This window comes from Streptomyces sp. NPDC047974 (assembly GCF_040653375.1).
In the GTDB taxonomy this organism is placed as follows: Bacteria; Actinomycetota; Actinomycetes; order Streptomycetales; family Streptomycetaceae; genus Streptomyces.
In genome coordinates this window covers 432,139-454,933 of sequence record NZ_JBEZNU010000001.1, presented here as the reverse complement: position 1 = coordinate 454,933, position 22,795 = coordinate 432,139, and the positions used below count along the sequence as shown (strand labels likewise).

20 protein-coding genes are annotated in these 22,795 nt (G+C 73.7%); 13 read left to right on the top strand and 7 right to left on the bottom strand.

The window, feature by feature from the left end; translation table 11 throughout:
• The first annotated feature begins 20 nt into the window (after positions 1–20).
• Positions 21–929, top strand: coding sequence for an oxidoreductase (locus tag AB0E19_RS01995; protein WP_362171631.1), 909 nt, complete (start codon positions 21–23; stop codon positions 927–929).
• A 52-nt stretch (positions 930–981) separates the two neighbouring features.
• Here the strand turns inward: AB0E19_RS01995 and AB0E19_RS01990 are convergent, their stop codons facing one another.
• Positions 982–1,977, bottom strand: a complete 996-nt coding sequence (locus tag AB0E19_RS01990; protein ID WP_362171628.1) for an endonuclease/exonuclease/phosphatase family protein — start codon at positions 1,975–1,977, stop codon at positions 982–984.
• A gap of 203 nt (positions 1,978–2,180) precedes the next feature.
• On the opposite strand from AB0E19_RS01990, the gene AB0E19_RS01985 reads away from it, so the two are divergent.
• Positions 2,181–2,948 carry an NPP1 family protein gene (locus tag AB0E19_RS01985; protein ID WP_362171625.1) on the top strand — a complete coding sequence of 256 codons (768 nt, stop codon included), beginning with the start codon at positions 2,181–2,183 and terminating at the stop codon, positions 2,946–2,948.
• A gap of 17 nt (positions 2,949–2,965) precedes the next feature.
• Here the strand turns inward: AB0E19_RS01985 and AB0E19_RS01980 are convergent, their stop codons facing one another.
• Positions 2,966–4,525, bottom strand: coding sequence for an ROK family transcriptional regulator (locus tag AB0E19_RS01980; RefSeq protein ID WP_362171622.1), 1,560 nt, complete (start codon positions 4,523–4,525; stop codon positions 2,966–2,968).
• Positions 4,526–4,696: 171 nt separating this feature from the next.
• Here AB0E19_RS01980 and AB0E19_RS01975 point away from each other — a divergent pair, with 171 nt between their 5' ends.
• The 4 genes from AB0E19_RS01975 (at position 4,697) to AB0E19_RS01960 (ending at position 9,327) form a co-directional block, all read left to right on the top strand.
• On the top strand, positions 4,697–6,007 hold the full coding sequence (locus tag AB0E19_RS01975) for an extracellular solute-binding protein (RefSeq protein WP_362171619.1): 1,311 nt from the start codon (positions 4,697–4,699) through the stop codon (positions 6,005–6,007).
• A gap of 11 nt (positions 6,008–6,018) precedes the next feature.
• Complete coding sequence (locus tag AB0E19_RS01970; protein WP_362171615.1) at positions 6,019–7,011, top strand: sugar ABC transporter permease; 993 nt, start codon at positions 6,019–6,021, stop codon at positions 7,009–7,011.
• 37 nt (positions 7,012–7,048) lie between these two features.
• The gene (locus AB0E19_RS01965) at positions 7,049–7,888 is read left to right on the top strand and encodes a carbohydrate ABC transporter permease (RefSeq protein WP_362172307.1); all 840 of its coding nucleotides are present in this window, start codon (positions 7,049–7,051) and stop codon (positions 7,886–7,888) included.
• Positions 7,889–7,959: 71 nt separating this feature from the next.
• Positions 7,960–9,327: a GH1 family beta-glucosidase gene (locus AB0E19_RS01960; RefSeq protein ID WP_362171612.1), complete on the top strand. Its 1,368-nt coding sequence runs from the start codon at positions 7,960–7,962 to the stop codon at positions 9,325–9,327.
• 81 nt (positions 9,328–9,408) lie between these two features.
• On the opposite strand, the gene AB0E19_RS01955 is transcribed toward AB0E19_RS01960, so the two are convergent.
• Complete coding sequence (locus tag AB0E19_RS01955) at positions 9,409–10,428, bottom strand: LacI family DNA-binding transcriptional regulator (protein ID WP_362171609.1); 1,020 nt, start codon at positions 10,426–10,428, stop codon at positions 9,409–9,411.
• A gap of 191 nt (positions 10,429–10,619) precedes the next feature.
• Between AB0E19_RS01955 and AB0E19_RS01950 the strand changes: the two genes are divergently transcribed.
• The 5 genes from AB0E19_RS01950 to AB0E19_RS01930 all read left to right on the top strand — a co-directional run bounded on the left by AB0E19_RS01950 (position 10,620) and on the right by AB0E19_RS01930 (position 17,983).
• The gene (locus AB0E19_RS01950; protein ID WP_362171606.1) at positions 10,620–12,812 is read left to right on the top strand and encodes a discoidin domain-containing protein; all 2,193 of its coding nucleotides are present in this window, start codon (positions 10,620–10,622) and stop codon (positions 12,810–12,812) included.
• Positions 12,813–12,939: 127 nt separating this feature from the next.
• Positions 12,940–15,117 carry a discoidin domain-containing protein gene (locus tag AB0E19_RS01945; RefSeq protein WP_362171603.1) on the top strand — a complete coding sequence of 726 codons (2,178 nt, stop codon included), beginning with the start codon at positions 12,940–12,942 and terminating at the stop codon, positions 15,115–15,117.
• 44 nt (positions 15,118–15,161) lie between these two features.
• A complete protein-coding gene (locus tag AB0E19_RS01940; protein WP_362171600.1) occupies positions 15,162–16,253 on the top strand; it encodes a DUF1996 domain-containing protein in 1,092 nt (363 codons plus the stop codon).
• Between the two features lie 89 nt (positions 16,254–16,342).
• Positions 16,343–17,800: a GH1 family beta-glucosidase gene (locus tag AB0E19_RS01935; protein ID WP_362171597.1), complete on the top strand. Its 1,458-nt coding sequence runs from the start codon at positions 16,343–16,345 to the stop codon at positions 17,798–17,800.
• Between the two features lie 12 nt (positions 17,801–17,812).
• Complete coding sequence (locus tag AB0E19_RS01930) at positions 17,813–17,983, top strand: hypothetical protein (protein WP_360608941.1); 171 nt, start codon at positions 17,813–17,815, stop codon at positions 17,981–17,983.
• A gap of 29 nt (positions 17,984–18,012) precedes the next feature.
• Here AB0E19_RS01930 and AB0E19_RS01925 read toward each other — a convergent pair whose 3' ends face one another.
• Both AB0E19_RS01925 and AB0E19_RS01920 read right to left on the bottom strand, forming a co-directional pair.
• Positions 18,013–18,585, bottom strand: a complete 573-nt coding sequence (locus AB0E19_RS01925) for a hypothetical protein (protein ID WP_362171593.1) — start codon at positions 18,583–18,585, stop codon at positions 18,013–18,015.
• On the bottom strand, positions 18,582–18,956 hold the full coding sequence (locus AB0E19_RS01920; RefSeq protein WP_362171590.1) for a PadR family transcriptional regulator: 375 nt from the start codon (positions 18,954–18,956) through the stop codon (positions 18,582–18,584). Before AB0E19_RS01920 ends, AB0E19_RS01925 begins: the two co-directional genes overlap by 4 nt.
• A gap of 111 nt (positions 18,957–19,067) precedes the next feature.
• Between AB0E19_RS01920 and AB0E19_RS01915 the strand changes: the two genes are divergently transcribed.
• Together AB0E19_RS01915 and thpR are read left to right on the top strand one after the other, a co-directional pair.
• Positions 19,068–20,117: a hypothetical protein gene (locus AB0E19_RS01915; RefSeq protein WP_362171587.1), complete on the top strand. Its 1,050-nt coding sequence runs from the start codon at positions 19,068–19,070 to the stop codon at positions 20,115–20,117.
• Between the two features lie 98 nt (positions 20,118–20,215).
• Positions 20,216–20,839 carry an RNA 2',3'-cyclic phosphodiesterase gene (gene thpR, locus AB0E19_RS01910; protein WP_362171584.1) on the top strand — a complete coding sequence of 208 codons (624 nt, stop codon included), beginning with the start codon at positions 20,216–20,218 and terminating at the stop codon, positions 20,837–20,839.
• A gap of 7 nt (positions 20,840–20,846) precedes the next feature.
• Here the strand turns inward: thpR and AB0E19_RS01905 are convergent, their stop codons facing one another.
• Both AB0E19_RS01905 and AB0E19_RS01900 read right to left on the bottom strand, forming a co-directional pair.
• Complete coding sequence (locus AB0E19_RS01905) at positions 20,847–21,710, bottom strand: maleylpyruvate isomerase family mycothiol-dependent enzyme (RefSeq protein ID WP_362171581.1); 864 nt, start codon at positions 21,708–21,710, stop codon at positions 20,847–20,849.
• Positions 21,711–21,889: 179 nt separating this feature from the next.
• Positions 21,890–22,492 carry an ankyrin repeat domain-containing protein gene (locus AB0E19_RS01900; protein WP_362172304.1) on the bottom strand — a complete coding sequence of 201 codons (603 nt, stop codon included), beginning with the start codon at positions 22,490–22,492 and terminating at the stop codon, positions 21,890–21,892.
• Positions 22,493–22,795: the final 303 nt, after the last annotated feature.

The following is a 22,795-nucleotide window of genomic DNA, read 5'->3' as shown; positions in this document are numbered from 1 at the left end:
CGCGCGCCGATCATCCCGCCATGACCACACAGACGACCGACGCGTCCGCGTCGGGCACCTGGCAGCTCGGCGACCGCACGGTCCGCCGCATCGGATTCGGCACGATGCGCCTGCCGCAGCACGGCGAGGCGTTCGCCCCCGGCGCCCTCCCGCGCGACCGCGACCAGGCGATCGCGGTACTGCGCCGGGCGGTCGACCTCGGCGTGAACCACCTCGACACCGCCGCCTTCTACTTCTCGTCGCTGCGCTGCGCCAACGAACTGATCGACCGCGCCCTCGCGCCCTACCCGGACGACCTCGTCATCGCCACCAAGGTCGGACCGGGCCGCGGTCCCTCGGGTCACTGGCTGCCGCACGCCACCCCCGGGCAGCTGCGCGGCCAGGTCGAGGAGAACCTGCGCCGGCTCGGCCGCGACCACCTCGACGTGGTCAACCTCCGCATCGTCGGCACCGACTCGATCGCCGACCGCTTCGGCGCGCTCGCCGAACTCCGCGACGCCGGCCTCATCCGCCACCTGGGACTGTCCAACATCCGCCCGCACCACCTCGCCGAGGCCCAGGCCATCGCACCGGTCGTCTGCGTCCAGAACGTCTACGGCATCGGCTTCTCGCCCGACCGGGACGCGCTCCTGCGCCTCTGCGGCGAACAGGGCATCGCCTTCGTGCCGTTCTACTCGATCGCCGGCGACGGACGCCAGGCCGGCGCACCCGCGCGCGACCACGGCACGGTGGAGGCCGTCGCCCGCGCCCACGGGGTGAGCACCGCCCAGGTCCGGCTGGCGTGGACGCTGCACCGCGGTCCCCACGTCCTGGCCATTCCCGGCACCGGCGACCTCGGCCACCTGGAGGAGAACGTGGCGGCCGGCGCGCTGCGCCTCCCCGAGGACGAACTGGCCGCCCTCGACGCCCTCCACCACGCCGCCGTGTGAGCCGGGACCGCCCGCTCGCCCGCCCGGCCCCCGCCCGGACCGCGCGGATCGGCTACGCGTCCGCGTCCAGCGCGACCCGGGCCAGTACCGGCAGGTGGTCGCTTCCGGTGGCGGGGAGCGCGCGGATCGCGGGCACGCGTCCGCCGCGCGCGAGGACCTGGTCGATCCGGGCCGCCGGAAGCGCGGCCGGGTAGCTCAGGGCGAGGCCCCGCTCGGGGGCGCCGAGGCGCGAGGTCGCCGGGGCCAGGCCGCGGTCGTCGACGGTGCCGTTGAGGTCGCCGGCGAGGATCACCCGCGCGGAGCGCTCCGCTGCCAGGATCCGTCCCAGGCGGGCGGCGCTCTCGTCGCGCCGGGCCGACGCGAGACCGGTGGCCCCGAGGCGTACGGACGGCAGGTGGACGACGTACGCCGCGACCTCTCCGTACGGGGTGCGCACCTCGGCCCGCAGCGCCCGCTGCCACGGCTCCGTGATGTCCCGCGGCCTGATGTCCAGCGCCCGGGCGGTGCCCAGCGGGTGGCGGGACCAGAGGCCGACCGTGCCCCGCACGGAGTGGTACGGGTAGCGGGGCGCGAGCTCCCGGCGGTAGACCGCGAGGGCCGGGTCGACCAGCTCCTGGAGGGCGATCAGGTCGGCGCCGGAGTCCGCCAGGGCCCGGGCCGTACCGGCCGGATCGGCGTTGTCGTCGGCGACGTTGTGCTGGACGACGGTCAGCTCGCGCGGGCCGGGCGGCCCCGCGGGCAGCAGCAGCGGACCGAAGGCGGCGGCCCAGACCACGGCCGGCAGGAGCAGGACGAGCAGCGCCGTGCGGGCGCGCCGCACCGCCGCGCAGAGGAGGAGCAGCGCGGTGAGCGGGCCCAGCCAGAACAGGTAGGTCTCCAGCAGACTGCCCAGCCGCCCCGGGGTGTTCGGCAGGCAGCGGTGCAGCGCGAGCAGCGCGGCGGTCACCGCGCCGAGAGCGGCGAGCAGCCGGCCGGGACGGCGCTCGCCCCCAGGCGTCCGCCGCAGCCGTCGCGCCCTCGGTTTTCCCGTCCGCCCCGCCACCGCCATGCGTCCTTTCCCCGGCCTTCCCCCGGTCTTCCCCCGGTCTTCCCCCAGCACCTCTGATCAGGACGCCTCCTTCCGCCGGGTGGTTGCGGGCCGTTTGGAGGCGACTTGGAATGGGCATGTCAGCGCGCGATCGTCCGGTCCACCGTCCGGCAGGCGGTGCGACCCCCACCCCCCATCACCTCGACCCCACCAGGGAGCCGGAGTTGAAGACCTCGCGTCGCGTCACGAAGGGGGCCGCCGTCCTCGGCAGCGCCCTCGCCCTCCTCCTCGCGGTCCCGGGCACCGCCCTCGCCGCCCCGCCGCCGGCGCTGCCCGCGAACGCGTCCGCCCTGGAGCAGACCTACCAGCCGGCGTACGACTACGACACCGACGGCTGCTACTCGACGGCCGCCATCGGCCCGGACGGCACCCTCAACCCCGGGCTCAACCCCTCCGGCACGGTCAACAGCCAGTGCCGGGACTCCTGGGACCTCACCAACACCAACGGCTACTCCCGCGCGCGGTGCAACAACGGCTGGTGCGCCGTCCTCTACGGCCTGTACTTCGAGAAGGACCAGGCGGTCTGGGGCAGCGGCCTCGGCGGCCACCGCCACGACTGGGAGCACGTCGTCGTCTGGATCCAGGACGGACAGGCGCGGTACGTGTCCACCTCGAACCACGGGTCCTTCACCGTCCACGGCCGGGACGCCATCCGCTGGGACGGCACCCACCCGAAGGTCGTCTACCACAAGGACGGGATCGGCACGCACTGCTTCCGCGCCGCCAACGGCAACGACGAGCCGCCGGAGAACCACCAGGGCACCTGGCAGTTCCCCGCGCTCGTCGGCTGGGACGGCTATCCGGCCGGCATCCGCGAGAAGCTCGGCCAGGCGGACTTCGGCAGCGCCCACTTCGGCCTGAAGGACGGCAGCTTCGCCGACCACCTGGCGAAGGCGAAGCCGGCCGGCATCACCTTTGACCCCTACGCGTAGCCGGTGCGGGCCGCCTCTCAGGTGGAGACGCGGTCCCGCAGCGCGGTCTGCCAGGCGGGCGCCGGGATGCTCGGCGCCCGCTCGGGGCGGCGCCCGCCCTGGGCGAAGAAGTCGACCAGCGGCAGGAGCCCCGCCCCGACCGTCACCGCCTCGGGCCCGAGCGTGCCGAGCGCGATCTCCGTCCGTCCGCCGGGGTGCCGCAGCGCGTACGCGCGGGCGTACGAGGACACGGCCGCGAGGAACCGCGACCCGAGCTGGAGCCCGGCCCAGCCGCCCACGAGGATCCGCTCGGGCTGGAACAGGTTGATCAGATCGGCCAGCCCGGCCCCGAGGTACTCGGCGGTCTCGTCGAGCACGACGACCGCCGCCGCATCGGGCCGCGCCCCGGCCGACCCGGCCCCCACTCGGCTTCCCGCCGCGCCGGCTCCGACTCCGGCCGCCACGGCCCGGTCGCCGGCCGGACCCGTCCCGGTCCCGGTCCCGGTCCTGACTCCGGCCGTCCCCGGACCCGTCCCGACCGGCTGCGCAGCGGCCTCGACCGTCCCCGTCCCGTCCCCGTCCCCGGCCCGGTCGCCGTCGTGCGGCTCGCCGTCGGCCGCTTCCGCCGGGGGCGGGCCGCCCCCGGGTCGGTGGGGTCCGGCGTCGGCCGGATACGCCGCCGCGAGCATCGCAGTCAGTGCCGTCTCCTCGTCCGCGCCCTCCGGCGGCAGGCCGCCGGCCTCGCGCCAGCGTTCGAGGAGGGCTTCCGCGCCCGCGTACGCCTCCAGGCAGCCCTGGGCCCCGCAGCGGCAGCGGCGGCCGCGGACGCGGACCGTGAGGTGGCCCCATTCCAGGGCGCGCCCGGGGCCCAGCGGGTCCGTGACGACGCAGGCGCCGACGCCGGAGCCGAAGAGGACGACGACGGCGCTGCGGGCGCCCCGGCCGGCGCCGAACCACATCTCGGCCTGGCCGAGGGTCTTGGCGCCGTTGTCGATGCGGTACGGGACCTCCGGCGGCAGGTCGACGGCCTCGCGCAGCAGCCGTTCCAGCGGGACGGCGTCCCAGCCGATGGTCTGGCCGTGCACCACCGCCCCGTCCGCGTCGGTGTGCTCGACGATGCCCGGGACGCCGATCCCGACGCCGAGCAGCCGCTCCGCGGGGACCTCGGCCGCGCGCAGGACCTCCGCGATGCCGTCGCGGAGGTGGGAGACGACGACCCCGACCTCGTACCGCCCCGTCCGCGGGCCCGACGTCGCCAACGGGCGTTCCGTGCGGGCCAGTTCCGTGAGCGCGAGGTCGAACAGCTCGATCCGGACCCGCGTCTCGCCGATGTCGACGCCGATCATGCAGCCGCTGCCCGGGGCGATCCGCAGCAGGGTGCGGGGGCGTCCGCCCGCCGAGTCGACGCTGCCGGCCTCCTCGACGAGGCCCTCCGCGACCAGCTCGGCGACCACGTTGCTGATCGAGCCGGAGGAGAGGCCGGTCGCGGGGCCCAGCATCAGCCGGCTCATCGGCCCGTCGAAGTAGAGCCTGCGCAGCACCGCAGCCCGGTTCTCGCGCCGCAGGTCGCGCACCGTGCGGCCACTCTTCGCGTGCACTCTCGTCCCCGCCCCTCGTAGTCGTCCGCTGCAACATACCCGCACGACAAGCCTTGACGCGACCTTCTCATGGGGTTTAACTCACATCCTAAATTAAGCCGACGCGGCGGAGAGCGGTCCGGGCGCTCCCCCTGTCGGTCCTCCCGCCTTCCCTGAAAGGGACCAGGAGCCATGCGCAGAATCAGAGCCGCCGTCACGGGTGCCGTCACCCTCTCCCTCGTGCTCACCGCGACCGCCTGTGGCGGCGGCGGGGAGGACGGCGGCGGCCAGGCGACGAAGACCCTCACCTACTGGGCCTCCAACCAGGGCTCCAGCCTGGAGGTCGACAAGAAGGTCCTCCAGCCCGAGCTGGACGAGTTCGAGCGGCGCACCGGCATCGAGGTGAAGCTGGAGGTGATCCCGTGGTCCGACCTCCTCAACCGGATCCTCACGGCCACCACCTCCGGCCAGGGCCCGGACGTCCTCAACATCGGCAACACGTGGAGCGCCTCCCTCCAGGCCACCGGAGCCCTCCTCCCCTGGGACGCGAAGAACTTCGACGCCATCGGCGGCAAGGACCGCTTCGTCGACTCCGCGCTCGGCTCCACCGGCGCCCCCGGCAAGGACCCGGCCGCCGTCCCGCTCTACTCGATGGCCTACGCCCTCTACTACAACAAGCAGATGTTCAAGGACGCCGGCATAGCCAAGCCGCCGACGACCTGGGACGAGGTGATCGACGCCGGCAAGAAGCTCGGCGCGGACGGCAAGTCCGGCATCGGCGTCGAGGGCTCCAACCTCTCCAACAACATCCACCAGGTCTTCGTCCTCGGCAAGCAGCACGGCGCCGACTTCTTCACCGCCGACGGCAAGCCGGACTTCACCTCCGACGGCGCCGTCGCCGCCGTCAAGCAGTACGTCGACCTCATGGCCGTCCACAAGATCGTCGCCCCGGGCAACGCCGAGTACGCCCAGAACCAGTCCCTCAGCGACTTCGCCAAGGACAAGACGGGCATGGTCCTCTGGCAGACCCCGTCCCAGACCTTCGCCTCCCAGGGCATGAGCGAGGACGAGTGGGGCGTCGTCCCGGCCCCCGTCGCCGCCGGCAAGCCGGGCACCGGCACCGCCACCAACTCGATGGTCGCCGGCATCAACCTCGCCGTCTTCAAGAACACCAAGAACCTCGACGGCGCCCTGAAGTTCGTGAAGTTCATGACCAGCGACGAGGAGCAGACGGCCCTCAACAAGACCTACGGCTCCGTGCCGCCGGTCAAGACCGCCCAGAAGGACGCCGCCTTCTCCGGCCCGTCCCTCGCCGTCATCCGCGACACCCTCGCCACCAGCGCCGCCGCGCTCCCGCAGGTCCCGGAGGAGTCGCAGTTCGAGACCGTCGTGGGCACCGCCGTCAAGGAGCTCTTCGCCGACGCCGCCGCCGGCCGGCCCGTCACCACCGAGTCCGTCAAGGCCAAGCTCGACAAGGCCCAGCAGCAGATGCCGAAGAAGTAGGCACCGGCCCCATGACCCAGACCGCCGTCACCCCCGCGCGGGAGCCGGCGGTGCGCAAGGCCGCACCCGGAGGGGCGCCCACCGCGCGCCGCTCCGGGCGCCGCCGCCTCGCACTGCCCTACCTGCTGCTCCTGCCCGCGCTGCTGCTCGAACTCCTGGTGCACCTGGTGCCGATGCTCATGGGCATCGGCATGAGCTTCAAGGAACTCACCCAGTTCTACATCCGCGACTGGGCCTCCGCCCCCTGGGCCGGACTGGACAACTTCTCGGTCTCGATCGACTTCGACGGGGCCGTCGGACAGTCGCTGCTCAAGTCCTTCCTCACCACCTGCCAGTTCACCCTGCTCTCCGTCGGCCTGTGCTGGCTGCTGGGCACGGCCGCCGCGATCCTCCTCCAGGAGAACTTCCGCGGCCGGGGCTTCCTGCGCACCCTCTTCCTCGTCCCGTACGCGCTGCCCGTCTACGCCGCCGTCATCACCTGGGCCTTCATGTTCCAGCGCGACAACGGCCTCATCAACCACTTCCTCCACGACCAGCTCGGCATCGGCGACAGCCCCGCCTTCTGGCTCATCGGGGACAACAGCTTCTGGGCCCTGCTCGCCGTCTCCGTGTGGAAGGGCTGGCCCTTCGCCTTCCTCACCGTCATGGCCGGGCTCCAGAACATCCCCCGCGACATGTACGAGGCCGCCGCCCTCGACGGCGCCGGCATCTGGAAGCAGATCCGGCACATCACCCTGCCGTCCCTGCGCTCCGTCAACCAGGTCCTCGTCCTGGTCCTCTTCCTGTGGACCTTCAACGACTTCAACACGCCGTTCGTCCTCTTCGGCGAGGCGGCCCCCGAAGCGGCGGACCTCATCTCGCTCCACATCTACCAGTCGTCCTTCCAGACCTGGAACTTCGGCACCGGCTCGGCCATGTCCGTGCTCCTGCTGCTCTTCCTCCTCCTCGTCACGGGCGTCTACCTCCTGCTCACCACCCGCGGAAGGAAGACCTCCGATGTCTGACGCCGCCCACGCCCGCGCCGCCCGTCCGCGCTCCCCGATGGCCCCGCCCCGGTCCTTCCTGTGGACCCGGCGGATCGTCCTCGCCCTCCTCGCCGGCTTCGTCCTGCTGCCGGTGTACGTGATGGTCTCCAGCTCGCTGAAGCCGCTGGAGGACGTCTCCGGGAAGTTCGAGTGGATCCCGTCCGGGCTCACCCTGCGCCCGTACGCGGACATCTGGGACACGGTGCCGCTCGCCGACTACTTCGTGAACTCGCTCGTCGTCTCCGGCGCCGCCACCGTCCTCTCCGTGGCCGTCGCGATCTTCGCCGCGTACGCCGTCAGCCGCTACACCTTCCGCGGCAAGCGGGTCTTCACCGTCACCGTCCTGTCGACGCAGATGTTCCCCGGCATCCTCTTCCTGCTGCCGCTCTTCCTCATCTACGTCAACATCGGCAACGCCACCGGACTCGCCCTCTTCGGCTCCCGCGAGGGCCTGATCCTCACCTATCTGACCTTCTCGCTGCCCTTCTCCATCTGGATGCTCACCGGGTACTTCGACTCGATCCCGCGCGAGCTCGACGAGGCGGCGAAGGTCGACGGCTGCGGCCCGATCCGCGCGCTCTTCCGGGTGATCGTGCCCGCCGCGCGCCCCGGCATCGTCGCCGTCGCCGTCTACGCCTTCATGACCGCCTGGGGCGAGGTCCTCTTCGCCTCCGTCATGACCAACGACACCACCCGCACGCTCGCCGTCGGGCTCCAGGGCTACGCCACCCAGAACGACGTCTACTGGAACCAGGTGATGGCCGCCTCCCTCGTGGTGAGCGTCCCCGTCGTCGCCGGCTTCCTCCTCCTCCAGCGCTACCTCGTCGCAGGCCTCACCGCGGGCGCGGTCAAGTGACCGCCGCCCGGCGCCAGGACCGCCTGCGTCCCCCGTCCCGCCCCCAGCCTCGTACCGCAGAAAGGCACCCCGTGTCCGACCCCACCGCCGCCCCGATCGACCTGGCGGCCTTCCCGCCCTCCTTCGCCTGGGGCACGGCCACCTCCGCCTACCAGATCGAGGGCGCCGTCGCCGAGGACGGCCGCGCCCCCTCCATCTGGGACACCTTCTGCCGCGTGCCCGGCGCCATCGACAACGCCGACACCGGCGACACGGCCTGCGACCACTACCACCGCTGGCCCGAGGACCTCGCCCTGATGAAGGAGCTCGGCACCGACACCTACCGGATGTCGATCGCCTGGCCCCGGGTCTTCCCCGGCGGCGACGGGCCCGTGAACGCCGCCGGACTCGACTTCTACGACCGGCTCGTCGACGGCCTCCTCGACGCGGGCATCACCCCGAACGTCACCCTCTACCACTGGGACCTGCCGCAGGCCCTCCAGGACCGGGGCGGCTGGACCTCCCGCGAGACCGCCGAGCACCTCGCCGCCTACGCCTCCGTCGTCGCCGACCGGCTCGGCGACCGCGTCACCCGCTGGGCCACCCTCAACGAACCGCTCTGCTCGGCCTGGATCGGCCACCTGGAGGGCCGGATGGCCCCGGGCCTCACCGACCTGACGGCCGCCGTCCGCGCCTCGTACCACCTGCTCCTCGGCCACGGCCTCGCCACCGCCGCGATCCGGGCCGCCGCGCCCGGCGCCCGCGTCGGCCTCGTCACGAACCACTCCACCGTCGAGCCGGCCTCCAGCCGCCCCGAGGACCTCGCCGCCGCCCGCCGCGCGGACGGCCACGGCAACCGCTGGTGGCTCGACCCGGTGTACGGCAGGGGCTTCCCCGCCGACATGCGCGAGCTGTACGGAGTCGAACTCCCCGAGAAGCCCGGCGACCTGGAGACCATCGCCGCCCCGCTCGACTGGCACGGCCTCAACTACTACTTCCCGGTCACCGTCGCCGACGACCCCGAGGGCCCCGTCCCGTACGCCCGCGAGGTCCGCCTCCCCGACGTGCCCCGCACCGGCATGGACTGGCAGATCGAGGCGGCCGGCCTGGAGAGCCTGCTGCTGCGGCTCACCGAGGAGTACGGCGTCCGCGAGCTGTACGTCACCGAGAACGGCTCCGCCTTCCCCGACACCACCGGCCCCGACGGCGCCGTCCACGACCCCGACCGCACCCGCTACCTGGAGCAGCACCTCGCCGCCTGCGCGAGCGCCGTCCGCAAGGGCGCCCCGCTCGCCGGCTACTACGCCTGGTCGCTCCTGGACAACTTCGAGTGGGCCTACGGCTACGACAAGCGCTTCGGCCTCGTCCACGTCGACTACGCCACCCAGAAGCGCACCCTGAAGACCAGCGGCCGCCGCTACGCGGAACTCATCCGCGCCCACCGCGACCTGCGCGGCTGACCGACCGGCACCCCCGACCGCCCGGAAGGCCGCCCCTGCCGTCAGGGGGGCGGTCTTCCGGGCCTGCCCGGCCCTCCCGGGTCAGGCCGACTCCCGTACGACCAGGACCGGTTCGAAGACCCGCGAACCGGTCTCCGGCGTGCCCGGGTCCAGGCGGGCCAGGAGCAGCCGGGTCATCGCCGAGGCCATCTCCTCCACCGGCTGCCGCACGGTCGTCAGCGGGGGAGCGGACGCCCGGGCCGCCACCGAGTCGTCGAAGCCGATCACCGCCACCCGCTCGGGGACCGCCACGCCCCGCTCCGCGAGGAAGCGGCAGGCGCCCCGCGCCATCAGGTCGTTCGCCGCGAACACCCCGTCGATCCCCGGGTCGCGCCGCCACAGCCGGGCCATCGCCTCCCGGCCGCTCTCCTCGGTGAAGAGCCCGTGCTCGACCGGCACGTCGGTCACGCCCCGGGCCGCGAGCGCCGCCGTGAAGCCGTCGAGGCGGGCGCGCGCGGCCGGGGCCGTCACGGGCGCCGCGATCGTCGCGGGGCGCCGCCGCCCGGACGCCCACAGGCGGTCGGCGGCCAGCCGGGCGCCCGCCGCGTTGTCCAGGTCCACCCAGCCGTAGCCGACGCCGGCGCCGGGGCTGCCGAAGAGCACCGTCGGGAGTCCGGCCGCGACGAGCATCCCGGGCAGCGGGTCGTCCTCGTCGAGCGGCACCACCAGCGCGCCGTCGGCCCCGCCGCGCCGCAGGTAGTCGACGAGCTGCGCCCGGGCCGGCTCGGACTCCGCGACCAGCAGCACGGGCTGCACGGCGCGCTCGCGGAGCACCGGGAGGACGCCGTCGACGACCCGTCCGAAGAAGGGGTCGGAGAAGAGCCGGGCGGTGAACGAGCCGCCCGTGGCCGACAGCACCAGGGCGACGGCGCCGGTGCGCCGGGTCACCAGGGAGCGGGCGGCCTGATTCGGCGCGTATCCGGTGAGGGCGATGGCCTCGCGCACCGCCCGCTGGATCTCCGGAGCCACGTTCCGCACGCCGTTGACCACCCGGGACACGGTCGCGCGCGACACCCCCGCCTCGCGCGCGACGTCCTCCAGGGTGGGTCCTCGATTCCCCATCCACGCACTTTATCGGTGCGGTCCGTCCGGTGGTCGGCACGTCCGCGCTCTCCGGGACCCCTGGGTGATCGATGCTTAATGCAAGCCAAAAGAAAAGTCGTGTCGTATGGCTTGACCGTCAACTCCGGGCCCGTGCAAGGTTTCGGGAGAGCGCTCTCCCACGTGTCCGCCACGTTTCACCGAGGAGACTTATGTCCCCCGTTGGGTCCCCGCCGGCTCGCCGGCGCCCCACCCCCGCACTCCGCCGCTCCACGGCCGGCGCCCTCGTCGCCGCCCTGGCCGGCACCCTGCTCGCGGTCGTCCCCACGACCGCGGCCCAGGCCGCCGAGGCCCTCCTCTCCCAGGGGAAGACGGCCACCGCCTCCTCCCTCGAAGGGGCCGTCTTCCCCGCCTCCGCCGCCGTCGACGGCGACCTCGGCACCCGCTGGGCCAGCCAGTGGCAGGACCCCCAGTGGCTCCAGGTCGACCTCGGTGCCAGCCGGCAGCTCAGCCGGGCCGTCCTCACCTGGGAGGCCGCCTACGGCAAGGGCTACGAGATCCAGGCCTCCGACAACGGCACCGACTGGCGCACCGTCACCGCCGTCTCCGCCGGCGACGGCGGCACGGACGAGGTCGCCCTCTCCGGCTCCGGCCGCTACGTCCGCATGAACGGCCTGACCCGCGGCACCGGATACGGCTACTCCCTCTGGGAGTTCCAGGTGTACGGCTCCACCGACGGCACCGGCCCGACGCTGCCCGGCGGCGGCGACCTCGGCCCCAACGTGCACGTCTACGACCCGTCCACGCCCGGCCTCCAGGCCAAGCTGGACGCCGTCTTCCAGGAGCAGGAGTCCGCCCAGTTCGGCGCGGGCCGCCACGCCTTCCTCCTCAAGCCCGGCACGTACAACGGCCTCAACGCCCAGCTCGGCTTCTACACCCAGATCGCCGGCCTCGGCGTCCGCCCCGACGACACCACCATCAACGGCGACGTCACCGTCGACGCCGGCTGGTTCAACGGCAACGCCACCCAGAACTTCTGGCGCGGCGCCGAGGGCCTCGCCCTCAACCCGGTCAACGGCACCGACCGGTGGGCCGTCTCCCAGGCGTCCTCCTTCCGCCGCATGCACGTCAAGGGCGGCCTCAACCTCGCCCCCAACGGCTACGGCTGGGCCTCCGGCGGCTACATCGCCGACTCCAAGATCGACGGCCAGGTCGGCAACTACTCGCAGCAGCAGTGGTACACCCGCGACAGCACGATCGGCGGCTGGTCCAACAGCGTCTGGAACCAGACCTTCTCCGGTACCGAGGGCGCGCCCGCGACCTCCTTCCCCGAGCCGCGCTACACCACCCTGGACACCACCCCGATCTCGCGCGAGAAGCCGTACCTGATCTGGGAGGACAACCAGTACAAGGTCTTCTCCCCGGCCAAGCGGACCAACGCCCGCGGCACCACCTGGGCGAACGGCACCCCGCAGGGCGAGAAGATCCCGCTGACCCAGTTCTACGTCGTCAAGCCCGGCACCACCGCCGCGACCATGAACCAGGCCGTCCAGCAGGGCCTGCACCTGCTCTTCACGCCCGGCGTCTACCACGTCGACCGGCCGATCGAGATCGACCGCGCGAACACCATCGTGCTCGGCCTCGGTCTCGCCACGATCATCCCGGACAACGGCGTCGCCGCCATGAAGGTCGCCGACGTCGACGGCGTCCGCCTCGCCGGCTTCCTCGTCGACGCCGGCCCGGTCAACTCCCCGGTCCTGCTGGAGCTCGGCCCGCAGAACTCCGCCACCGACCACGCCGCCAACCCGACGACCGTCCAGGACGTCTACATCCGCATCGGCGGCGCCGGCCCCGGCAAGGCCACCACCAGCATGGTCGTCAACAGCGACGACGTCATCGTCGACCACACCTGGGTCTGGCGCGCCGACCACGGTGACGGGGTCGGCTGGGAGACCAACCGCGCCGACTACGGCGTCCGCGTCCACGGCGACGACGTCCTCGCCACCGGCCTCTTCGTCGAGCACTTCAACAAGTACGACGTCGAGTGGTACGGCGAGCGCGGCCGCACCATCTTCTACCAGAACGAGAAGGCGTACGACGCCCCCGACCAGGCCGCCATCCAGAACGGCGCCACCAAGGGCTACGCCGCCTACCGCGTCGACGACTCGGTGAACACCCACGAGGCGTGGGGACTCGGCAGCTACTGCAACTACAACGTGGACCCGACGATCGTCCAGGACCACGGCTTCAAGGCGCCCGTCAAGCCCGGGGTGAAGTTCCACAGCCTCCTGGTGGTCTCCCTCGGCGGCATGGGCCACTACAACCACGTCATCAACGACACCGGGGCGTCCACCATCCCCGCCGGCACCTCGACCGTGCCCTCCACCGTCGTCAGCTTCCCCTGACGGCCCGCCGGGGCGCGGCGCCCGCCGCCGTGCCCCGGCCCCCCGACTCCTTCCGGGCGGCGACCCGTCCCGCTGCGCCGCCCGGAAGGCACCCCACTTCCCCCACCGCACCCGTAAGGGAGCCGTCATGCCCGCGCACACCGCCACCGGATCCGTCCGGCGCCCCCGCACCCGTACCGCCGCCTCCCTCGTCTCGCTCGGCGCCCTGCTCGCCGGCTCGCTCACCGCCCTCGCCGCCACCCCCGCCTCCGCCGCCGAGACCCTGCTCTCCCAGGGCAGGACGGCCACCGCCTCCTCCACCGAGGGCGCCGGCTTCCCCGCCTCCGCCGCCGTCGACGGCGACCCCGGCACCCGCTGGGCCAGCCAGTGGAGCGACGGCCAGTGGATCCAGGTCGACCTCGGCCGCACCGCCACCGTCAGCCGGATCGTGCTGAACTGGGAGGCCGCCCACGCCACCGCGTACGACATCCAGCTCTCCGACAACGGCACGGACTGGCGGACCGTGAAGTCCGTGACCGGCTCCGACGGCGGCACCGACGAGATCGCCGTCTCCGGCACCGGCCGCCACGTCCGCCTCCAGGGCGTCACCCGCTCCGGCGGATACGGCCTCTCCCTCTGGGAGTTCAAGGTGTACGGCGAGGAGGACGGCACCCCGCCCCAGGGCGGGGGCGCCGTCCGCGTCACCGGAAGCCAGGGGAACTGGCAGCTGACCGTCGGCGGACAGCCCTACACCGTGAAGGGCGTCACCTGGGGTCCGGCCGTCGCCGACGCCGGGCGCTACATGCCCGACGTGAAGTCGCTGGGCGTCAACACCATCCGCACCTGGGGCACCGACGGCTCCACCAAGCCGCTCCTCGACGCGGCCGCCGCCCAGGGCATCCGCGTCATGAACGGCTTCTGGCTCCAGCCCGGCGGCGGCCCCGGCTCCGGCGGCTGCGCGAACTACGTCACCGACACGACGTACAAGACGACCATGCTGAACGAGTTCGCCAAGTGGGTCGAGGAGTACAGGTCCCACCCCGCGACCCTCATGTGGAACGTCGGCAACGAGTCCGTCCTCGGCCTCCAGAACTGCTACTCGGGCGCCGAGCTCGAAGCCCAGCGCAACGCCTACACGAGCTTCGTGAACGACGTCGCCAAGAAGATCCACACCATCGACCCCGACCATCCCGTCACCTCGACGGACGCCTGGACCGGCGCCTGGCCCTACTACAAGCGCAACGCCCCCGACCTCGACCTCTACTCGATGAACGCCTACGGCGACATGTGCGGCGTCCGCGAGGACTGGGAGCAGGGCGGCTACACCAAGCCGTACCTCATCACCGAGACCGGCCCGGCGGGGGAGTGGGAGACCCCGAAGGACGCCAACGGCGTCGCCGACGAGCCCACCGACGTGCAGAAGGCCGAGGGCTACACCCGCGCCTGGAACTGCGTCACCGGGCACCAGGGCGTCGCGCTCGGCGCCACCGTCTTCCACTACGGCACCGAGCACGACTTCGGCGGCGTCTGGTTCAACCTCCTGCCCGACGGCCTCAAGCGGCTCTCCTACTACGCCCTCAAGAAGGCGTACACGGGCAGCACCGCCGGCGACAACACCCCGCCCGTCATCACGAACATGACCGTCACCCCGTCCGGATCCGCCCCGGCCGGCGGCGAGTTCACGATCCGCGCCGACGTCCGCGACCCCGACGGCGACGCCGTCACCACGAAGGTCTTCCTCAGCGGCAACTACGCCAACGGCGACAAGCGGCTCCTGGAGACCCCGCACCGTCTGGGCGCCGACGGCTCCCTCACCGTCACCGCCCCCGAGAAGCTCGGCGTGTGGAAGGTGTACGTCCAGGCCGAGGACGGCCGCGGCAACGCCGGCATCGAGACGAAGTCGATGAAGGTCGTCGCCCCGCCGGTCGCCGGCACCAACCTCGCGCAGGGCCGCACCACCACCGCCTCCTCCTTCCAGGCGTCCTACGGCGACTGCCCCTGCCCGGCCGGCAACGCCACCGACGGCAACCCGAACACCCGCTGGGCCAGCGACTGGGCCGACCCGCAGTGGATCCAGGTCGACCTCGGCTCCGTCCGCGCCTTCTCCCGCCTCCAGCTCGTCTGGGACCCGGCCTACGCCCGCGCCTACGAGGTCCAGGTCTCCGACGACGGCCAGAACTGGCGCACGATCCACACCCAGACCGCCGGCAACGGTGACATCGACACCATCGAGGCAGCGGCCACCGCCCGCCACGTCCGCCTGCACCTGACCGCACGCGGCACCGGCTGGGGCTACTCCCTCCACGAGTTCGGCGTCTACAGCTGACCGGCCCGCACCACCCTTCCTCCCACCCCACTGAGGAGATCCCCATGAGATCGAGTCCGAAGCGGCTCTCCGTACTCCTCGTCAGTACGGCCCTCATCGCCGGCGCCCTCGGCATCGGCACGATGGCCCAGGCCACCGACCCGGCCGCCGGCATCCCGCCCGCCGTCGCCGCGGCCGCGAACCACGTCGGCCACCAGATGGCCGCCTCCACCCAGGCGTCGGGCGACGACGCCGACGGGGACGGATACATCCCCGCGAACCCGCCGGTCACCGGCGTCACCCCGTCCACGGAGACTCCGCCCCCGGCCTACCACCACGAGTTCCAGGCCGGCTGCGCCGTCACCCACACCGCGCCGGACGACCCGATCGTCTACCCCGGCCAGTTCGGCAAGTCCCACGACCACACGTTCATGGGCAACACCTCGACGAACGCCGCCAGCACCACCGCCTCCCTCTACGGCGGCGCCACCACCTGCAAGGCGCCCGCGGACGCCTCCGCCTACTGGATGCCCTCGCTGTACAACGGCGACCAGAAGATCCTGCCCGTCGGCCCGCAGGTCATCTACTACAAGGCCGGCGTCACCGACTACCGCAGCGTGCGTCCCTTCCCCAAGGGGCTTCGCTTCGTCGTCGGCAACCCGATGCAGACCGAGCAGGAGTTCCGCGCCCACAAGGGCTTCGTCGAGGGCTGGGAATGCGGTGACAGCTTCTTCAACACCGACATCCCGGCGAGCTGTCCGAGCCGGCCCGACGTCCAGCTCAACCTGCGCATGCAGGCCCCCAGCTGCTGGAACGGCCTCCACCTCGACACCCCCGACCACAAGAGCCACATGGCGTACCCGGTCGTGAAGCCCGGCGCCAACGACAACATGTGCCCGGCCTCCCACCCGGTCGCCCTGCCGATGATCGAGTTCAAGATGGCCTGGCCGGTCAACGGCGACATGAGCCGCGTCCGGCTGGCCAGCGGCCGCGGCTACTCCTTCCACTACGACTTCTTCAACGCGTGGGAGGAGCGCACCCTCAAGGCCCTGGTCGACCACTGCATCAACGGCGGTCTCCAGTGCGACACCCGGGGCTTCGACCTGTACCGCCCCGAGCGCGGCACGGTGCTGAACGCCGACCACATCCTGCCCTGACCCCCCGTCCACCCCGTACGGGGCGGCCCGGACGCCCGTCGCGGCGCCCGGGCCGCCCCCGTACCGCTGTCACCGGAGAGCACCCGCCCATGACCGCCGACGCCCGCTTCCCCGCCGACGACGCCCTGATCGCCCGACTCCCGCCCGACTTCCGCATCGGCGCCGCCACCTCCGCGTACCAGATCGAGGGCGCGGCGGCCGAGGACGGCCGGACCCCCTCCATCTGGGACACCTTCTGCCGCGTGCCCGGCGCGATCGACAACGGCGACACCGGCGACACCGCCTGCGACCACTACCACCGCATGCCCGAGGACGTCGCGCTCATGGCGGACCTCGGACTCGACACGTACCGCTTCTCCGTCTCCTGGCCGCGCGTCCAGCCCGGCGGGCGCGGCCCGGCCAATCCGAAGGGACTCGCCTTCTACGACCGGCTCGTCGACGAACTCCTCGGCCGCGGCATCACCCCCTGGCTCACGCTCTACCACTGGGACCTGCCCCAGGAGCTCCAGGACGCCGGCGGCTGGCCCGCCCGCGACACCGCCCACCGCTTCGCCGACTACGCCGCGCTCGTCCACGACCGGCTCGGCGACCGCGTCACCCACTGGACCACCCTCAACGAGCCGTTCTGCTCGGCGGTCCTCGGGCACGTCGAGGGCGTCCACGCGCCCGGCGGACGCTCCCTCGCCGACGGCGTCGCCGCCGTGCACCACCTGCACCTCGCCCACGGCCTCGCCGCCCGGCGGCTGCGCGCCGACGCCCGGCACCCGCTCGACCTCGCCGTCACCCACCTGCTCGGCACCAGCGCCCCCGCCGGCGACAGCCCCGCCGACCACGAGGCCGCCCGCCGCGCCGACGCCTTCGGCTTCCGCTTCTACCTCGACCCGATCCTGCGCGGCCGCTACCCAGACGACCTGATCGCCGACCTCGCGGCGCACGGCGTCGAGATCCCGGTCCGCGACGGCGACCTCGCCGCCATCGCCACCCCCATCGACACCCTCGGCGTCAACTACTACCGCTCGATGCGGAGTTCGGGGACCGACGAGCACGGCGCCGGCACCGACGGCCAGGGCCGCCCCGTCACCCGGGCCCTCCCGCACGGCGGGCTGCCCGTCACCGGGCTCGGCTGGGAGGTCATGCCCCACGACCTCACCGCCCTGCTGCTGCGGATCGCCCGCGACTACCCCGGCACCCCCATGGTCGTCACCGAGAACGGCGCCGCCTACGACGACGCCCCCGACGCCGACGGACACGTCGACGACCGCGACCGCACCGCCTACCTCTCCGCCCACCTCGCCGCCGTCGCCCGGGCCCGCGCGGCCGGCGCCGACGTCCGCGGCTACCTCGCCTGGTCGCTCCTCGACAACTTCGAGTGGGCGTACGGCTACGCCCAGCGCTTCGGACTCGTCCGTGTCGACTACCCGACCCAGACGCGCACGCCCAAGCGCAGCGCCCACTGGCTGCGCGACACGGCCCGCCGGGTGCGCGGCACCGCCGGAGCGGAATTGCGGGCGGTCACCGCGGGGCGGACGATGGGAGGAGGGGGCTGAAGGAGTGACGTCATGGCCGAAGAGCAGGGCGACCCGCTCGCCGCCTGGACCGCACGACTGCTCGGCCTCGGAGCCGGGATCTCGGCGGAGGACGCCAGGTCGTTCGTCCGCGACCTCTACACCCACGCCCAGGCCGACCTCGACGAGGAACGCGCCGTGGCCGAGGCGGCCCGCGAGGAGTAGCCGCCCGCGAGGAGCGGCCGCGCCGGGAGTCAGGCGCGCAGCGCCCGCGTCAGGACGAGCGCGCCGGAGACCGGCACGCCGATCGAGAACACGCCGATCACCAGGAGTTCCACCGGGCCGATCCCGCCGCCGGCGAGGAACAGCCCGCCGAGGAGCAGCAGCACCGGTACGGCCAGGGCCGTGGCCGTACCGATCCGCTTGTGCCGGGCGTCCCACAGCGGCGTCTTCCACAGCAGCGCGAGCCCGATCGCCAGGACCAGGGTGCCCGCGAACGGGGAGCCCAGGATCAGCAGCCCGCCGAGGGCGGGCAGGACCGCGATGATCCGGGCGGCCTGACGGCCGGCGAGCGGCCCGGCCGGCGCGGCGGTGGCCGCGGGGGCCGGCGTCCCCTCCTCGGCGAGCGCGGAGGCGGCCACCGTGCGGGGCTCGCCCAGCTCGGCGAGGACGGCGCGGACCGCGTCGTCGTCGTGGGCCTCGCTCACCTCGATGTGCTCGCGGAGGTCCGCGAGGAGTTCGGCCCGGCGCTCGGCGGGGAGGCCGGCGGTCTCGCGGGCCACGGCGTCGAGGTAGGCCGCGACGAGCGGGTGGTCGATGGCGTTCATGCGGTGTCCCCCTGCGGGTCGTTGAGGAAATGGTCGACGGCGTCCCGGAAGTGCGGCCACGCCCCGGCGAACTCGGCGAGCGCGGTCCGGCCGAGGGCCGTCAGCGCGTAGTAGCGGCGCGGCGGCCCGCTGGGGGACTCGCGCAGCTCGGTGTCGACGAACCCCTCCCGCCGCAGTCGCGAGAGGAGGGGGTAGATCGTGCCCTGGCTGGTGGTCATCACGCTGACCGAGGCGAGCTCGGCGAGGAGCTCGACGCCGTACTTCGGCTCGTCCCTGAGCAGCGCGAGGACGCAGTACTCGAGCACGCCCTTGCGGAGCTGGCTGGGGACCCTTCCCCCGGCGTCGTCGTTCTTTGCGTTACCAGGAACCATGCAATGCAAGATACTGCCGCGAGGGGGCGCCGACAAGCCACGGCCCGACGGGAACCGGCCGCTCCGGCCGGACGTGTTACGGGGGACGGTGCCGAAACGAGGGGAGACGTGGTGACAGCGAACGCGACCAGGATCGACGGGGACACACTGGTGCTGGGGGACGGGGTGCGGGTCCGTTTCGTGCGGACGCTGCGGCTGCCGGAGAGCGGCACCCACCGGCTGCCGCCGGGCCTCGGCACCTTTCCGCTCCGGCGGGTCGAGGACTACCCCGACACCGTGCCCGAGCAGTGGCGGGCCAAGGGCGGCGTGATGCTGCCGGTCTACCTCCGCGAGGCGATGTGGCTGAGTTTCGCCGGCAGCCCGGAGCCCACCGCGCTCCAGATCGGCGTCGGCAAGGTCTGCGCCGTCTCCGGCGAGAAGTGGACCGGGAAGCTCTCCCGCCGCCCGCAGAACTACGTGGTGCTGCCCCGCCAGCCGTGGCTCGACGGCATCAACTCCGGCAAGGGAACGGTGCGCCAGTTCGTCGCCGTCCCGCTCGGCATGGGCGCGACCGTCGAGGGCCAGGTCACCGGCGAGGAGACCGTCGGCGGCCTCCAGCTCCAGGCGTTCCCCCTCAACCCGAAGCTCCGCGCCGCCTGGCGCGAGGAGCAGCGGCGCCTCGCCGAGGAGCGGGCCCGCCGGCGCGCCGCCTCGCCCCGGCCGTCGTACGGCGGCTACGGCGGCCCGCCGCCGATGCCGATGGCCGCCCCCGCGGGCCCGCCCCCCGCCGGCGCGGCCATGGGCATCGGTGCCGGCGGCACCATGCGGCAGGAGGTCTACCAGGACGAACGTGCCTCCCGCGACTGGTCGGACACCCCCGAGGCCCGCGTCTTCGTCCACCTGGTGACGCCGCCCGAGTGGCGCCGCATCACCGGCGAGGAGCCCCCGCCGTCGCCCGCCGACCGCGCCGCCTACACCCGCGCGGGCCTTCCCTGGTACGACTACGACGACCCCGACGGCACCGACCTCGCCCCCTCCGACGCCCTCGCCGACGTGAAGCCGGTGGGCGAGTGGCTGGGCGACGACCTCGACCCGTGGACCCCGCCGGCCCCGTGGCAGGTCAAGCCGCTCGGCCCGCCGCCGCCCCCGCCGGGCGCCCCGGTCGCCGACGGCGACTGGTGAACCCGCCGGGCGGGCCCCGGCACGGGACGGCCGCACCGGCCGCCGCGTAACGGGACCCGCCCGCACGGCCCCGGGCCCGGCACGGTACGAATCGTTCCGTGAACGACACGTCCCGCTCCGCCGCCACCCCCGCCACCATCCGCGTCTTCATCGCCCTGGCGCCGCCCGACGACGCCAAGGACGAGCTCGCCCGGGCGCTGGCGCCGGCCTACGCGGCGTACCCCGGGATGCGCTGGAACCGGATCGAGGACTGGCACATCACGCTCGCGTTCCTCGGCGAGCTGCCGGTGACCGTCGTGCCCCGGCTGCGCGCCCCGCTCGCGGAGCTCGCGGCGGGGCGCGGGCCGCTGGAGCTCTCGCTCCGCGGGGGCGGGCAGTTCGACTCCCGCGTCCTGTGGAGCGGGATCGCGGGAGACGTCCCCGGCCTGCACCGGCTCGCCGACGACGTGCGGGAACTCGTCAAGGGGGCCGGGATCGCCTACGAGGGACGTCCGCTGCGGCCGCACCTGACGCTGGCCCGGGCGCGCCGCGGCGACCTCGCCGGCGTGCCGGAGGCGGTCGGGGTGCTCGACGGCTTCGAGGGCCGCGCGTGGCCGACCGCGCGGCTCCACCTCGTCGGCAGCGACGACGCCCGGGGGCCCGCCCCGGTCCGCTACCGGGACATCGCGTCCTGGCCGTTCACCGGACCCGGAGCCGGACCCGGACCCGCAGCCGGAGCCTGACGTGCTGTCAGGGCGCGGTGATCAATCGGCTCAGTCGGGGCGCGAGCCACGGCCGGGGTCCGCCGGCCCGCATCCGGCCCAGCGCGATCGCCTTCCAGATCGGCAGCCGGCCGAAGGAGACGAGCAGGAACGCCGTCGGCGACGCCACGATCCGGCAGTCGTACGCGCGCGGCCCCGGGTCCCGGGTGACGGTGGCCGCCCCGTCCCGCACGTCGACGGCGAGCCGCGGACCGCCCTTCAGGACCAGGTCGAAGGCGATGCGCGCGTCCCTCGCCTGCTCCGCGTCGAGCGCGAGCGGCATCATCGTCACCATCGCCTGCCCGATCACCAGCGAGGCCTCCGCCGGTGGGATGGTCCACGGCCGCCGCGCGCCCCGGGCGATGTCGAGCCCGTGCACCAGGGTCTCGCTGAGCATCAGCCCCGTCGCCGCCGCGAGCGGAACGGTCCGCCCCGGCCCGTACCAGGGCGCGGGGACCGGCGTGTCGGGCGCGAGCCCCGCCGAGTCCCGCAGGAAGGCCGCGCTCCGCTCGGCGAGGATCGCACCCAGGCGCTTGCGCTCCTCCCCGGCGATGAGCCCGACAGACAGCGCGTTCACGGCGGCGATCCGCTCCCCGAACGACGATCCCTCCCGGCCCGTGAGCAGCCCGTCCCAGTCGACGCCCCCGTCGCCGGTCACGGCGGAGCGGTACGCGAGGTAGACGGCGGCGAGGTGCGCGCCCACGTCCCCCACGGACCACACCGGCACTCCCGACGGCACCTCCCAGGCCTCGATCCCGGCGGCCAGGTCCGCCAGGCGCCCGACCGCGCCCTCCAGCGCGGCACGCGTCCGCTCGTGCTCGGCGACCGGATCGAACATCGTGACGACATCCATGTGTCTCCCCCAAGGCTGTGGACGGCCCCGCACGTTACCGTCGGGTAGCCCCGGGCGACAGCCCCCGCGCATCACGAACCGGACACCCCGCGAGCGTCCTCTGGCGACGATGCCCACCTGTCCTTCTGCCCGACCACCCCGAGATCCCGGCCCCGAGATCCCGGCCCCGCGGACGCGGCTCAGCGGACGGCGGCGAGCAGCCCGGCGATCTCCGCGAAGCCGCGCCGCTCGGCGTGGCGGAGCGGGGTGACGCCGTCGTGGTCCGGGAGGTGCGGTGCGGCCCCCGCGCTGATCAGCAGCTCCACGACCTCCTGGTGCGCGGGGCCGCCGTCGCCGAGGATCACGGCCTCCAGCAGGGCGGTCCAGCCGAGCCTGTTGACGTGGTCGACGTCGGTGTCGGTGGCGCGGAGCACCGCCCGTACGTAGTCGACGTGGCCGCGTTCGGCGGCCGGGATGAGGCTGGTGCCGCCGAAGCGGTTGGTGAGCGCGACGTCGGGGGCGGGGCGTGCGGTCAGCAGCACCCGCATCATCGGGACGCTTCCGGTCACGCCGGTGACCAGCCACGGGGTGTCCTCGCGGTCGTCCCGGGCGTTCGGGTCGGCGCCGGCGGCGACCAGCGCCGCGGCGGCCGTCACCCGGTCCTCGGCCGCGGCGAGCAGCAGCGGGGTGCGGTCGTGCTCGTCGCGGTGCTCGATCCGTGCGCCGCCGGCGAGCGCCTCGCGCACGGCGTCGGCGTCGTCGGCGTGTACGGCGGCCCGGAGGGCGAGGTCGGCGGCGGTCATGGGGTTCCTCCTCGGGAAGGGCGGTCGGCGCAGGGCGTGCGCGGCGGTCCTGATGCCGGTCCGCACGACCACCGCGAACCCGGCCCGGACCCCGGCACGGAGCCGGGCCGGGTCGAGCAGCGGGGGCCGTGCGGGAGTGGGGGTGCGCATCGGTGGCCTGGTGGTGCTACTCGGCGGGGGTGCCGGCGGCCGGGGCGACCGGGGCCGCACCGCCGGCCAGGACACGGGCGCGCTTCGAGATCTGCGGCATGGACGGACACTCCTCCGACTCGGTGGGAGGCGTTCGCGCCGTCCCGCTCTGCC